The following is a 15,327-nucleotide window of genomic DNA, read 5'->3' on the forward strand; positions in this document are numbered from 1 at the left end:
GCTAAACTGCTTATTTAGTGATGGAGATTTTGGAAGCAATGAAAAAGAAACAAAATGTGTTTATCTTTGTGATAATCATTTGACTTATATTATGTTCGGCAATAATAGTACCACTAATTCTAAAGTTCATAAATCTATTCACTGTTCCAAATAACTATTCATTAGCTATTAAAATCGTGATTGTAATATTGCTTATTGCGAATGCGCTTATCTTCTGTTTTTTCTGACTAAAGTCAACAAAAGATATGGTGTTTTCATTAACCTTTTTATTTTCAAAGAAAAAGCTTGCTAAAAAATTTGCCCCGATTATTGACTCAAACTTAAGCGATGAGTTTAAAAATAAAAGAGTTGTGCTGCTTTATTGTACATGTGATGACTTTCATGAAGAATCATTATTAAGTTCAATGAAGCAAGACTATTACAACTATGAAACAGTCATTTTGGACGATAGCAAGAGTAATGAATACATTAAAAGAGTTGATGAATTTGCTAAAGAACATGACCTAAGAGTTGTAAGAAGAGAAAACAAAGAAGGCTTTAAAGCAGGTAATTTAAATAACTATTTAAAAAATAATGATGATTATGATTACTTTGTAGTTTTAGATAGTGATGAAGTGCTTCCTAATGATTTTATTACTCAGTCACTAAAATACTTTCAATTTAATAATAAAATTGGCGCTTTACAAGCTTATCATATTAATAAAACAAAAGTGAATGGGGGCAACTTGTTCCAATACTTGCTCTCTGTCTCATCTAATGTTTCATCTTTAGACAATCACTATATGCGCCAACTTTATGGAGAAAATTCATTACTTGGCCATGGTATGATAATTAGCAAAGAAGTTTATCGCCAAACTAGTGGCTTTCCACATATATTAGTTGAAGATACATCTATGAGTGCTGAAATAAGATCGCTTGGTTATGATGTTGTTTATGCACCTAATATTGTTTGTTATGAAGACTTCCCAAATGATTATATTGCCTTGAAAAAAAGACAATGTAGATGAACTGCTGGTAATGTTCAATATATTAAAAAGTATGCTAAGAAAAATAGGAAATCAAACTATAGATGATTTTATAAATTCTTAAAGTAAAAAGCGCCTTTTTTGAGTATCGGAAAAATAATACCAATTTTTGGAAGTTCTAACAAGAGAATGACTAAAAGAGTAAAAAAAAATAAAGAAAAGATACTTTTGAGTACTCAAAAGTGCGGAATTTTGTGTTGATGTTAATTTTTATTGCATTTGCTTAGCACATTTAAAGCCAGAAATTCCTTTATAAATTCTTGGGTGTGAATTTATAAAATCTGCTATTGGTTTTAGATCTTGACCAACATATCTATCTATAGATTTTCCTTTTGGAACGTATCTTCTTAATAGTCTATGAGCATTTTCGATACTACCTTTTTCTGATGATGAATAAGGGTGGCAATGAAAAATTTCTCTGATATATTCTATCTCTGGAAGTTTGTAATTTTCACTTCCGTTATCAATAGTTAATGTGTCAATAATAAGATTATTGTTCTTAATCAATTTCTCTAAATTTTCTTTTATTGCTTTTGCATTTCTTCTAGATAGAGTGCAATAAAACATTCTAGATTTTCTGTTGATTAATGTAAGAATGCAATAATTATCAGATCTTAAACCAATTACAGTGTCCATTTCATAATCGTTGTCATTTAATCTTAAATTAACTGATTCTGGACGTTCAGTAATAAGTTTGCCTATTGTCTTTTTCTTGGTTTCGTGCTTTACAGTTGTGCGGCTTCCATATTTGCCATTTGATTTATATGGAAGAATATCTAATTTTAGACCAAAAGTACTATGTTTAGCCAATATACGGTAAAAGTTTTGAACTGATGGAATATATGAATTCTGAAGTTTTCCTTGTGCTTCTAGTTTTCTTATGTATTTAAAAATAATGCTAGCAACAGACTGTTTAACGGCTTTATTTTCCAAGTTAAAACTATTTCTATTCTTTAAATAAAAGTATAGTAACTGCTCGTAAAACTTAAAAAAGTCAATGTGCTTCATCAGCAATTTAGGATTGTTTTCTAATCTTTTTGAATCGTTCCTTGTTTCAATTAAGTTTAAAAATTTGAGAGCACTAATTACATATATCGTTTTGCCTTTTAAATCCATACCACACAATTTACATTTCTTTTGGTATTTAGCATAACCACGCTTTGTCTCAATTTTAATTCTGTCAAATAAGTTATAAATTGATCTTGATTTAAACCCTACGATGTTAGAAACAGTTTTCATATCATAGCCTGCAATTAGTCTTTCAAGAATTTCTTTAAGTCTTAATGGGCTAATGTTATTTTTATTGGTTTTGAGATTTGACTTAGTTAGTATTTCATCTCAATGTGTTTCATCAATCACATAATGTACATAATTAAACTTGTACTTGCTGTGCAAATTTAGTTTTTTTTAAACAAGCATATGTCAGTTGAATAACTAGTATTTTTGTCATTGCTAATCATATATAATTTAAAAGCCTTTCTTTTTAAGTTAGTTACTCAAATTTTAACAAAAGGCAATAGAAAGCACCGCAAGTTAACTTGTGGTGCTTTTTACTTCGTTAATGAATAACTATAGATGATTTGAAAGAATTGATTTAGTTCTAAATCACTATTCACTGCCACTTATCCCTGTTTTTGCCATGATTTTCTTAATCAATTTCCTAATTATTGGCTTTTTAGGCTTTAGAATAAGCCCTAGAGAACTAATTTTTGTCATCATATGAATTTCATTTTTAATAGGGACATTATTGCTTAGTGCACTGCATTTATCCAAAAGCAGAAATATTTTATTAGCAATACCAGTTTTTTTGATGACAACAATTGTTTATACAGCCATGAATATATCTTTAGTTGTTGCAGTTATTAATGGTTTGTTTAATAAAAAGCTTAAGTTTATTGTTACTCCAAAAGAGTCTAAAAAAATTCCTTTTAAATATCTGCTTCTTCATTCAATAGTTCCTTTTTTATTTGGGGCAGCTGTTTTAGTTGCTACATACTTTTCATGAGGAACAGTTGTGCCAACTTTAATTGTTTCAATTCCTTGTTTACTATTCCCTATTGTTATAACTTTTTCAAATATCTCATTAACCAAAAAGCCTGCAAAACAGAAACCAAAGGCAAAAGTAAATGCACAACAAAAATAAGTAAGCTGTTATGCTTAATACAAAATGACAGCTTACTTATTTTTTATATATCATAAAATTTTAAAACCAATTACATTGATACAGGTGCTGAAACTTCTAAAAGTTTTAGCCCGTTTTCAATTGTGATACTTACAGCTTTTACTAAAGCGATTTTGCTTATTTCATTTTCACTTCCAATAAGTTTAGGACTGTTTGTGTATCATGAATTAAATTCTTTAGCTAGCTTAACTAAATATTGAGTTAATAAATGTGTAGCATATTTATCAGCTGATTTTTCAACTACTGATGGAAATTCTAATAATGTTGTGATTAAGCTATTGTCGCTTTGTTTATCAAAAGAGATTGCATATAAATTATTTGAATCTATATTAGCTTTTCTAATGAGTGAATGACATCTAGCATTAGCATACTGAACTAAAATGGCTGGATTGTCATTGTTTTGACTAGTAGCTAGGTTTATATCAAAGTCTAATTTTGAATTAAGTGTTCTATCCAAAAGCAAAAATCTAGCAGAATCCTTACCAACCATTTTGACAAATTCATTTAAGAAAAAGCTGGTTCCCTTTCTTTTAGACATCTTAAACTCTTCGCCGTTTTTAACTAATCTTACTAATTGCATGCATAAAACAACTAAATTTTGTTCATTAAGCCCTAAATCTTTGACAGCACACTGCATTCTTTTTACATAGCCAGAGTGATCAGCGCCTCAGACATTAATGATAGTAGCATCAGCACCCATTCTTTTGTATTTGTCTTGATGATAAACAATATCAGGTAAAAAGTATGTATATGAGCCATCGCTTTTAACTAAAACTCTATCTTTATCATCACCATGAATTGTGGTTTTCAGTCACAAAGCACCATCATTGTCATAAGCATTTTTTAAACTTTTAATCGTTTCTTTAATTTTGACTTCATCATTTTCATACAAAGACTTTTCGCTAAAATAGTTGTCAAATCAAACACCAAAATTTGCCAAATCTTCCTGTATTTTAGACATAAAAATACTAATTGCCTCATTTTTAACAAGCTCTAGTAATTCTTTATCTAGCTCATTGTTTTTAAATTTATCGCCAAATTTAGCATAAAACTTCTGAGCGCCTCAAACTATATCTTCGCCTTTATATGATTCTTCTGGCATAGAGTAATCTGGATAAAAAATTTGCTTGTATCTTGATCATAAACTATTAGCTAAAACATTAATTTGATTACCAGCATCATTAATGTAATACTCTCTTACTACACTATAGCCAGCAAATTCTAAAATATTAGCAATTGTGCTACCAACAGCAGCATTACGGGCATGGCCAACATGTAAAAATCCTGTTGGATTAGCTGAAATAAATTCAACATTTACTTTGCCTACTTTATTCCCTTTGCCATAATTTTTGCCTAATTTTAAAATTTGATTAACACCTGAAACTAAATAATCATCACCAATACTAAAGTTTATAAATCCTGGATTAGCAACTGAAATGTTTTTAATACCAAATTCTTCCAAATTAATCATGCTAACTATTTGATTAGCTAACTCCATTGGCTTAATATTTGCATTGCCCAAAGCCATGTTGGTTGTAAGATCACCGTGCTTTTTTGATTCAGTCAAAAAAACGCTTCTAGTAATGCCTAAAGATGATGCAATTTCTTTAAGTTTGCTTTCTAATTTTTCTTTTAGATCTAACTTATTCATAATATTTTAAATTTTATATTATTTTGCTCATTTTTTTGCTTTTGCATAGGCAATAAAAAAGGAAATACTTGCTTAAATAAGTAATTTCCTTTTTTATTTTGTTTATGACCTAGCCTAACATAGCGCCTAATACTGGGCCAAATGTTGAGTATGAGATAACTAATCAAAGCGGTAAGAATATTAAGGCCAAAAGCGTTGTTAATGACGACACTTGTGCTACATAGACAGTGTATTTATGATCATTAGCAGCTGAATAAATTGATAAAACTCCAGCTGGTGGCGTTGCTGCTAGAAGAACAAATAATGTTCCTATACTTGCAGCTGATTCTTTTGTAAGAATCTTGCCGTGAACAAATCCAGCAAATACAGCGTAGCTTGCTAATAAAACAATTAAAGGAACTGTAACCATTCTACGTGTTGATGTAATTAAAACATCTTTGTCTTTAATAGCTTTTCTAATGCTTCCAGTTGCAAGTGAGCCACCAATAACTAATCATGAAATCGGCGAAACTAGACCTGTACCAATTTGCATTGTTTTATGTATAGCAGGCAAGGCAGTTGGGAATGCTCCTCAGAAAGTAGAACCTTTGCCATCTTTAGACACTTCATAAACATTAACAAATTTAGTATCTAAACCAGGAACAAATTGCAATGCTCATAAAGTTAGTGAGAAAAATAGGGCAATAATTGTTGGATTAAGTGCTAATGATTTAACAACCTTACCAGCTGTTTTCTTAGTTACTTTTTGTCCTGAGAAAAAGACTGGAACGTGTCCAAAAGCACCAATAAGATATGGCACACACCATACTTGTAAAAGTGCTTTAGTAAAAGGTTGAAATATAACTCCATCCGAAAGTGAGTGAACTAATGGAAGGGCAAAGAATTGTAATGAGCCATAAATTAACATAAATTGACTAGTCATAAGTTTCATCTTATAATCGTCAATTACTTCGTTTTTAATTATAGCTAATGACTTAGTATTTTGTCCTTCAGCAGTATTTGCATTATTTTGTGTATAAATTTCTTCTGCTCTAGCATTAATTCTTTTTGCTACAAAGCGTGGAGCAAATTTAACTAATAAATATGATAGTAATGTAAATAAAATATAGAAAACTAAACTTGATACTAGCACAATACCTACAGCAGCAGCATCCTCTTTGCTAGCATCTTGCATGAATGCGGTAAGCACCATAAATGGTAAGAAGAAATTGAGAACCAATTTAGACATTCTACCATTCATTTCTTTAGTCACTATTTTTGCCCTAGTCGCAGCAAAACCAATAGCAACGAAGACAATGGTAGAAATTACAGCCCCCCACATTCCCTGCGTTGTAATTACTTTTATAAAATTGTCCATTTTAAGACCCCCCCCCACAGCAGTGTGGGACGATTTAAAAATTAAATTTTGATAAAGGCAACACATTTAAAAGAACATATAAAATTAGACAAAAAGGGTATAGAAAGTTACCCCTCCATTTTTTTGTAATAAAACAATAGGCGGGTAACTTAATACTTAATTAATTATTTGAACAAAATTAATTATTCAAATTTAGCATCAACACCGATTGACTTAAGAATTTCTGTGTGAACTTTAGCAACAGCTTCTGTTGAAGCTTCAAATTTTGCTCATTCTTCTTTTGTTAAACTTGGTTTAAATGGAAGGTATTCATATCCGTTTTCACCAATAATTACAGGAACTGATACATAAATACCTGCATGTTTGTAACCTTCAGGAATTTTAACGCCTAAATTCATCACAGTACGTCTATTATCTAAAATTGCTTTTGTAATTTCAAATAATGATGTTGCAATACCAAATTGTGTATTACCTTTACGTGATCAAATGTAGAATGCTTCAGCAATAACTTGTTTAAGAACTTCTTCGTAGTCTTCCTTAGTAATCTTGCCAGATTCTACTAAACCTTCTAAAGTTGTTTCACCAACTTTAACTGTTGATCAAGCTATCATAGCAGTTGCGCCATGTTCGCCCAATACTGATGCTCTAATTGCATCAGGTGATGTGTTGAATTTTGCGGCAAGCATTTTCTTCAATCTACCAGTTTCTAAGTTTGTACCTGCAGAAATAACTCTGTTAGCTGGAATTTTGCTTCCATAGTGGACAGCAGCAGCCATAACATCACATGGGTTAGCAGCAACTACAACAATACCTTTAAAACCAGCAGCATCTAAGTCTTTAGCAAAGCTTTGCATTAATTTTGCATTAGCACCTGCTAAAGCCATACGGTCTGAGAATGTCTTGTCAGCTGGAATTGATGCTGTAATAACAACAACATCTGCATCCTTAGAATCTTCTAATAATGTACCTGGTCTAAATGTTGAACCATTTCTTGGCATCAATGAAACCATATCTTCAAAATCGTGTGCATGTGCTTCAGCAATTTGAACATTTTTATCAACTAAAACTCATTCAGCTTCAAGTCCTCTTGCTACTGATGTGTTGATGTATGTAAATCCAACATTACCTAGTCCAACTACAATAATTTTTTTCATAAACTCGTCCTTTATATATTATTAAGTGTTAAATAAAAACCATTACTAAAATGACTTTTAACACTAATTTAATTTTACTAAATATAGACTTACAAATTAAGAATATAAAACATTTCCACAACAAAATTTGCTCTTTTTACGCTAATAAAGTAAATAAAAAATTCAAGGGGCTTAGCTCTTGAATTTATGATTTTCTAACTAAAATTAGTTTGTTTCAATGTGGAAGATTTCTTCACCAACATGGATTTCTTGACCAGCAGAAATTAAAATCTTAACAATTTTACCTGAAACTGGAGCAGGAATTTCTGTTGTCATTTTGTCAGTTTCAACTGAGAATAAGTCTTGACCTTCTTTAACTTCTTGACCTTCAGTAACAAAAACGTCAACAACTGTTCCTTCGTGAAGTCCTTCACCAACGTCTGTAAATTGCATTTTAAACATATTAATTCCTCCTAAATATTTTTGAATTTTGATATCAAAATGATAAATGTTTATATAAACCATTTTCTACAATTAATTATAAATTAATTTGCATTTACTAATCATAATGGTTTATAAAACAATTAATTATGTTTTCTATCTATTTAAAACCACTAATATTGTCACAAAAAAAGCTATTTTTGTAAATAAAAATACTAAAAGAAAAGGAAACTTTTCCATACATTGTTTTTATGCTTAAATATAAAATAATATAATTGCTTTAGGGTCTTTATTTTTTAATATACTTTTTTAACAATTTACTTTTTAAGGAAGGGAAATTATGCACAGTACATCAAAATTTAGTGGCTATATTAACTCTTTATTAAGAGAAAAAAGCCAAAAGCAAATACTGTCAGTTTTGTTCATTGATGGAGATGATAAAAGAGCTAGAGAAGCTGCATTGTATTTCAAAAATAACAACTTAGCTAAACCAATTATGCTGCTAGAAAATGAAAGCCAAGTTGTTGATGATGGACTAGAAAACATAATCTTAAGTAAGGAAAGTGAATCAATTACGGCATATGCACAAGAGTTAGTTGAACTTCGTGCTGGCAAAGAAGATTATGAAACTTGTTTTAAAAATATGCAAACTAGACCATATTATGGCGCAATGATGATAAAGCTTAAAGCTGTTGACAGTGCTGTTGGGGGCTTGATTTATTCAACTGCTGACATTTTGCGTGCTGCTTTTAAGTGCATTGGGGCAAAGCCAGGAATTAAAACTATTTCTAGCATTATAGTTATGCATAAAGATGATGAGCAACTTATTTTTACTGACCCATCAACAGTGCAAAAACCAAGTGCTGAGCAATTAGTTGATATAGCTGCTAATGCTATCAATTTTGCTAATATGATGAATATGAATAGTCTAGGAGCATTTTTAACTTATTCAACTAATAACTCGGGCAAGGGTGAAAATCCTGATTTAGTTAGAGAAGCAGTAAAAATAGCTACTTCAAAGGGTCTAAATGTAATTAATGGTGAAATGCAATTTGATTCAGCTTATGATCTAAATGTCAGAAAATCTAAGTTTCCTAGTGCACCACAAAAAGAAACAGGAGTATTTATTTTTCCTAATTTAGAAAGCTGTAATATTGGTTGCAAAATAGCACAAAGAATGGGCAATTATGGTGCTGTTGGAGCAATTTTGCAAGGAATAAATGGGGCAATTAATGACTTTAGCCGTGGGGCAACTGTAGCTGATGTTATTGATGTTACTTCTATTACTATTTTGAACGGATATACCTTTAAATAAGCTTTAAATGGAGAATTATGAAAGAAAAAATTAAGAAAATATTAGTTATCAATGCTGGCAGTAGTTCATTAAAATGAGCTTTATATGCTGATAAAGATTTGGAACTATTAGGCACAGGCATATGCGAAAGAATTGCATTAGATGGCAATTTGATTTTAAAAGATAAAAATAATAAATATGAGCATAAAGAAGACTTGCCAACACACTTAGTTGCTATTGAAAAATTGCTTAAGTATTGAAAAGAGCACAATTTCATTAGCGAATTAGATGAAATTGAAGCAATCGGTTTTAGAATTCCTTATGCAGGCTTTAAATTTTTATCTCCAGTTTTCTATTCACCTGAAGTTAGAGATAGTATAGTAACTTATGCAGAAAAATTTATTCCATTGCACACTCCGCCATTTTTAGCTGCACTAGATGGTTTTATTGAATACTTACCAAATGTGCCAAAAATTGTAACTCCTGATACAGCATTTCACACTGATATTCCTAAGCTAAATAAACAATTTTCAATTAGCAAGGACTGAGCTACTAAATATAACATTGAAAAATTTGGCTACCATGGTTTAAGTCATGACTATATAACAAGTAGAATGAAACAAATTTTAGGTAAGAAAAAAATTAACATTGTTGTTGCACACCTTGGTTCAGGTAGCTCATTATGTGCTATTAAAGAAGGCAAATCATTTGATATTTCAGTAGGATTTAGTTCAACTGATGGACTTATGATGGGCACAAGATCTGGCGCAATTGATCCTGGAATTGTAGATTATTTAATTAGAATAGAACATAAAGATCCACAAGAAGTTTTTGATATGCTGGTTAAAAATTCAGGCTTATTAGGAGTTTCAGGAATTTCTAGTGATATTAGAGATTTACACAAACTTTCTAATGAGAATGAAGATGCTAAATTTGCAATTGAATTATATGCTCAAAGAGTAGTTGATTATATGGCAATGTACTTAAATAAAGTACACTACCCTGATGCAATAGTCTTTACTGCTGGTATGGGCGAAAATGATTCAGTTTTAAGAAAAATGATTATTGACAAAGTCAAGTCATATAAATTATGCTTAGATGAAGAGAGTAATTTAGCAAATTATGATGACTATATGCTTATTTCTTCAAAAGAATCAGAGATTCCAATTTATAAAATGAGAACTAATGAGGAAATAGTGATTGCTAAATATGTTAAAGAACTAGTTAATTCACATAACTAAAGGAATAGAATGACAAATTTACCAGGATCGGCTTTACGAAGGTACTGGAATCCAACTGCTTTTGCATTTGAGTTTATTACAGTACTTTTTCTTGTATTTTTTGTTTTTACATGAATGTTTTTGTCTTTTTTATCTAAAAAGAACAAAAATAAAGTATTTTTATCAGTTGGTTACACAATAGCAACTGCTTTAGCTTTCTTCTTGCCTTGAGCTTTTGCAAGTATAGGTTCAAAATTACCTGTTTATCCAATGCTTAATCCTCTTGTTGTAATTTTCCAAAGCTTTTTACGTGGTTTTGGTAAAACAGGACAAGTGGTTGGCAATAGTGGTCTTATTGGAGCACCTTTATGACAAGGATTGCCATATATTTTTGGTGCTCAAATCTTAGGTGGTTTTGCCGGATTTGCCTTATTTATAGGCTTATTTTACTCGTTTAAATTAATATTTAAAAATAATGCTGACTATGAGTGACTAAAATCATTTGGATTAGCAGGCTTATTTGCTAAAGAACATCAAATGACTTTAGGTAAATATAGCATCAAAGAAGCAATATTTATTACAATGCTTATTGTTCTTTTACCTTTTAGTGCAATGATAGATACTACTAACTATCAACTTAATCATTTCCAAATTAAGTTGATTGAGATATTAATTGTGGGTATTATTATCTTTATAAGCTCATATTTTGACTTTTTTGCATTCCATTTAATTTTCCCATTAATCGAATTGGTTATTAAAACAGCCTTATTGGTAAAAAGCAATAGTGAAAATAAAAAAGAAAATACTAAAGCATACCTACAATCTTTATATAAATTTTTAATTGTCTTAGCTTTAACAATTATTATTCCTATAATAATTGCATTTATTGCAGTTGCAATAAAGAGCAAGACTGGTGTGATTATTTCAGTCTCATAAATAAATGATATTTTTGACACTTTTTTTATACTTTTTTTAACTATTTTATAAGTTTATAAGGATAATTATGAAATCTAAAAAACTAAAAGCAATATTCATTTCGCAAGCTGCTGCTTTTACAGCCTTGCTTCCTGTTTTATCTGCAAAATGTAATGATCCAAAAAATAATTCTGATGTAATTATTCATAATAGTAATTCAAATAAGACTTCTGAGTTATTTGAAAAATACAACCAAGTTAACTTGCTTGCTAACATCAAAGATTACTTTGATAAAAATGACCACTCTGAGCTAATTAAATTTGAAGGTGGCGGTAAGCCTGAGAGTGTTGAATATAGTTTAATGATGCAAAATAACTATATGAGTAAATACATAAAACTTGACGCAAAGGCCTTTAAAACAATTGTTAAAGAAAAACTTAAGTATAGTGACGAGTTATTAAATAGACTCAAATTTTCATATGATTACAACAATGTAACTAGAGACCCAGGCAATAATTATGATGTTTTATTTAAAGTTAAAGTCGGCCTTCCATTAGCTTCAAATGATAAAGCTAAATACCCAAGCGGTTTATACAGCCAACAAATTATTGACTTTAAGCTTAAAAATGTAAAAGTTAAAGACAGTGAAAAACCAATTGCTGATGCACTTAGACCATACTATGAAAAAATTCAAGCACTAACAAGTCAAGATTTTGAAGTTAAATTACTAAATATTGACGAAGAATTAATACAAGATATTAAAAAGCATGGCATTCATGAACTAAGTTCTAAGCAATATGAAAAGATTCTAACAGCAACAAGCTCAAAATTAGATGAAATTCTCAGAGAAAAAGATAAAGAAATTGAAATTAAAGTTGGCAATAAATCTGAAAAATATGCACTTAAATTCAGTAAGTTTATTGAAGATATTGATTTAAATAGTACTGATTTAGGTGGCGCAAATGCAAAAATAAGAATTGGTGTTTCTTTATTTGATACTAAAAAGAAAACTACCGTTTGAGAAGCAGGCAAAACAGTGCTTGGTAAATTCAGTATACCTAAAGAACAAAAATTGTTAAGTGACTTACAACTAAGCGAGTTAATTGATGTTCACACAATTGGCAACATTGAACACAATAGTGATTTATCAGCTTTAACAAAGGACAATTTATTTGTTAATGTAAAAAGTACAAAAATTGAAAAAGTTGAAATAGAGAAAATTGAAACTAATGAAAATGATTTTAGAAATGCTACAGTAATTCTAAACGTTAAAGTAGCAGGCGAATCTAATCCAATAAAGCTTGAAAAACATGTTGGAGTAGGTAGATACTCACTTCTTTTTGAAGAACAATTTACAAAACAAAACATCAATGCTCCAGCTTTTGCAACTGAAGGAATAACAACTAAAAACTTACCAAGTATTGATAAAACATTCTTTGGTCACTATAATTCACAATTATTCTCTGGTGGTTATGCTTCAGCAAGAGCATTTTATTCAGACAATGTAGTTGTTCCTAAATTCTTACACATTGGTGAAGACTATCTTGCTCCTGATTATCAGCCAGTTTTAGCTCCATATGATGGTCAAATTGTAGCTGCTTATGAATTAACAACTAAGGTTGTAGCTACTGGTGTTGGTACTGTTGTTGTAATTAAAATTCCAGTTGGCAACTTAGACTGAAGTCCAAAAGAAAAAGAGCTTTATTTAAATGGTAATGATAAACATATTTATATGTCATTCTTGCACCTTGATGCTGGTAAAACATTAAATAATACTGCGCTTGGATGACAATCAGAAACAGTTAAACTAGGAAATGATAGAACAATTAAAGTTGCACCTACAGTTTCTGCAAAAACTCCTACAGAAGTCAAAAAAGGCCAAATTATAGGCTTTTTGGGAACACCAGATACTAATGGTGGCTGAATGGCTCATGCCCATGTAAACCTATACACTAATAGAGCTGCTTGGCTTTCACCAAATCATTTTAGTAAGCCATCAAACCAAGCAAATATTGATAAAAGAGTTGATGAGTATAAAACTGAAAAAGATGGAAAAATTACTTATAGACAAGTTGGAAACATTGGTGTTGAGGGTGTCTTAAATCCTAAAGGGGTTAATGAAGTTAATCCAGCAACAGGTGAAATAATTAAAAATAAGAAGCTAGATGAATTGCCTGCTTATGTTGACACAATTTCAATGCTTAGCAGAGAACAAAGTAAAGGTTATGCCGATCCTAACCTAGTTTATAAATTAAGAGATTCAAGAACATTTGCTTTTGGTATAGAAGACTTATTTGAACTTAATAAATAATTAAACTTGGCCACACACTGTGTGGCTTTTATTTTGTTTTACAAAACTCGCTACAACTAATATTAATACTTAAATTTATATGGTAGTAGTGTACAAATAGGCCTGTTTTATGACAAAATTGGTATAATAATTTTGCATATAACTTTGATTGGTATATATGCCAGTAATTGTTCATAGGATTAGTAAAAATATTTATTTCTCTACATATTAACTTACTGAAAACCTTAATTACTATTAAATAAATTTATTTAATATGAAAGGATTCAATGAATCAAAAAATTCATGAATGATCTCAAAAGCATAAAGTAGCATATGGCTTTATCATTTGAGGTTTTATTTCATTTGCATACTTGCTATTTATAGCCAACTGAGGATTTACAGTTGGTTTAGGCGGTAAGGGTGTCGTGGACGGCACTAAACATGCTGGATTCCTTGGCTACTTCGGAATTGTTGCTGATAAGAGTTTCCAGTTTAAAAATACAGCCGCAAACTGAGCTATTACCTTTGGCCGTGGTTTAGGTTCAGTTGCAGTTGCATTCCTATTAGCTAGATTATTCCACAAATGATCTACATTCATTGCTATAGCAATGTGTTTAGTAGGCATTCCTGCTCAATTTATGCCTGGAACTGGCGGTGGATATGTTGGTTTTGTTGTTTTAAGAACCATAATGGCAATCGGTGGCACAATGTTAATTATTTTAACTCAACCAGTAGTTGCTAACTTCTTTGGTCCAAAACAAAAAGCTCTAATTTCACAATTTGGAATTTGATTCTACCCACTTGGTACAATCATTTCAATTATTCCATTTGTTATTCTTGGAAATAATGTTGAATCATTACAAAAGAACTGACAACTTGTGTTCACACTTTTAGGCGCATTATCACTTATTCCATTAGTTGTTATTGGAGTATTTGGTACTAATTTTGACGTTCCTGCTAAGACAGAAGGTCAAAACGCTCCTAAAGTAGCTAAAAGAAGTGGTTTTGCAATTCTTGGTGACTACTTAAAGAAAAAATCAACTTATGCATGAATTCTATTATATGGTGGTTGATTAGCAATCGCTGTGTTCCCTACAGCATTAACACATGTTATCTGACCAAATATGGCTAATATTACAGACCCTGCAGTGTTGCCACAATTCCAAAAGATTGCTAAGATTTGACAAGTTATTTTCTTAGCTGCGGTATTTGTTGGGCCTATCTCAATTGGTCTATGATCAAGATTTAACTTAAAGAGAAGATGATTTGTTGGTGCAATTATTACTCTTGCAGTTATCTTCTTTATCTTATCTACAGTTGTCTTTGTATATGGTGTTGCTGGTGGAAATGGCGAAAATGCAGCAATTGCAGCATTATCAGATGGTAAAGCAGCAGCTGGTAGCAAGTACTATGTTTCATTAGTATTTCTATACATTTTTGGTTTCTTAACAGGTTTATGTACTTGAGGTATTCAAGGTGTTATGCTTAACTTGCCACATGAATACGCAGACAGAGACCCTAAGACAATTGGCTGAATGTTCAGCTTAATTTGAGGATTCGGTTACATTTTCTACACAATAGTATTCATTATTATTTCTGTAGTTCCACTAAATGAATCATTATCAAAACAAACAGTTGGATTAATTCAAACAATAATTATTGTTGTGACAACATTAATCGCCCTTGGTGGTGTTGCATTGCTTAAAGAACCTCGTGATGATGCTAAAACATTCCCATGACAAAAATCACCATCAATGATGGAACAAAAAATGGAACAAAAATAAGTTATTAAATAACTAACAAATAGGCTTATTCACTA

Annotated in this window: 12 protein-coding genes; 7 read left to right on the forward strand and 5 right to left on the reverse strand. The window is 30.6% G+C overall.

Translation table 4 applies throughout. The features are described 5' to 3' along the window. Positions 1 to 38 precede the first annotated feature (38 nt). A complete protein-coding gene (locus MAGA_RS02650; RefSeq protein ID WP_013022117.1) occupies positions 39 to 1,094 on the forward strand; it encodes a glycosyltransferase in 1,056 nt (351 codons plus the stop codon). 141 nt (positions 1,095 to 1,235) lie between these two features. Here MAGA_RS02650 and MAGA_RS02655 read toward each other — a convergent pair whose 3' ends face one another. After that, a complete protein-coding gene (locus MAGA_RS02655) occupies positions 1,236 to 2,264 on the reverse strand; it encodes an IS30 family transposase (RefSeq protein ID WP_013021693.1) in 1,029 nt (342 codons plus the stop codon). A gap of 322 nt (positions 2,265 to 2,586) precedes the next feature. Between MAGA_RS02655 and MAGA_RS02660 the strand changes: the two genes are divergently transcribed. Then, positions 2,587 to 3,168 (forward strand): hypothetical protein, encoded by a 582-nt coding sequence (locus MAGA_RS02660; protein WP_235619424.1) that lies wholly within the window; start codon positions 2,587 to 2,589, stop codon positions 3,166 to 3,168. 70 nt (positions 3,169 to 3,238) lie between these two features. Here the strand turns inward: MAGA_RS02660 and argS are convergent, their stop codons facing one another. The 4 genes from argS to MAGA_RS02680 all read right to left on the reverse strand — a co-directional run bounded on the left by argS (position 3,239) and on the right by MAGA_RS02680 (position 7,810). Next, positions 3,239 to 4,858, reverse strand: a complete 1,620-nt coding sequence (gene argS / locus MAGA_RS02665; RefSeq protein ID WP_013022118.1) for an arginine--tRNA ligase — start codon at positions 4,856 to 4,858, stop codon at positions 3,239 to 3,241. Positions 4,859 to 4,967: 109 nt separating this feature from the next. After that, positions 4,968 to 6,215 (reverse strand): AEC family transporter, encoded by a 1,248-nt coding sequence (locus MAGA_RS02670; RefSeq protein ID WP_013022119.1) that lies wholly within the window; start codon positions 6,213 to 6,215, stop codon positions 4,968 to 4,970. Positions 6,216 to 6,397: 182 nt separating this feature from the next. Beyond that, entirely contained in the window at positions 6,398 to 7,369 is a 972-nt protein-coding gene (locus MAGA_RS02675) for a lactate/malate family dehydrogenase (protein ID WP_013022120.1), read from the reverse strand. A 204-nt stretch (positions 7,370 to 7,573) separates the two neighbouring features. Beyond that, positions 7,574 to 7,810 (reverse strand): biotin/lipoyl-containing protein, encoded by a 237-nt coding sequence (locus MAGA_RS02680; protein WP_004023902.1) that lies wholly within the window; start codon positions 7,808 to 7,810, stop codon positions 7,574 to 7,576. 319 nt (positions 7,811 to 8,129) lie between these two features. Here MAGA_RS02680 and MAGA_RS02685 point away from each other — a divergent pair, with 319 nt between their 5' ends. From MAGA_RS02685 to MAGA_RS02705, 5 genes are all read left to right on the forward strand, one after another. Beyond that, positions 8,130 to 9,104, forward strand: coding sequence for a phosphate acyltransferase (locus MAGA_RS02685; protein WP_013022121.1), 975 nt, complete (start codon positions 8,130 to 8,132; stop codon positions 9,102 to 9,104). 17 nt (positions 9,105 to 9,121) lie between these two features. Beyond that, positions 9,122 to 10,324, forward strand: a complete 1,203-nt coding sequence (locus tag MAGA_RS02690; protein WP_013022122.1) for an acetate/propionate family kinase — start codon at positions 9,122 to 9,124, stop codon at positions 10,322 to 10,324. 9 nt (positions 10,325 to 10,333) lie between these two features. After that, positions 10,334 to 11,239, forward strand: coding sequence for an MAG4940 family membrane protein (locus tag MAGA_RS02695; protein WP_013022123.1), 906 nt, complete (start codon positions 10,334 to 10,336; stop codon positions 11,237 to 11,239). Positions 11,240 to 11,306: 67 nt separating this feature from the next. Next, entirely contained in the window at positions 11,307 to 13,529 is a 2,223-nt protein-coding gene (locus tag MAGA_RS02700) for an MSC_0775 family lipoprotein (protein WP_013022124.1), read from the forward strand. Positions 13,530 to 13,795: 266 nt separating this feature from the next. Next, a complete protein-coding gene (locus MAGA_RS02705; RefSeq protein WP_013022125.1) occupies positions 13,796 to 15,292 on the forward strand; it encodes a hexose phosphate transporter in 1,497 nt (498 codons plus the stop codon). Positions 15,293 to 15,327 lie beyond the last annotated feature (35 nt).

It is taken from the genome of Mycoplasmopsis agalactiae, assembly GCF_000089865.1.
In the GTDB taxonomy this organism is placed as follows: Bacteria; Bacillota_I; Bacilli_A; order Mycoplasmatales; family Metamycoplasmataceae; genus Mycoplasmopsis; species Mycoplasmopsis agalactiae_B.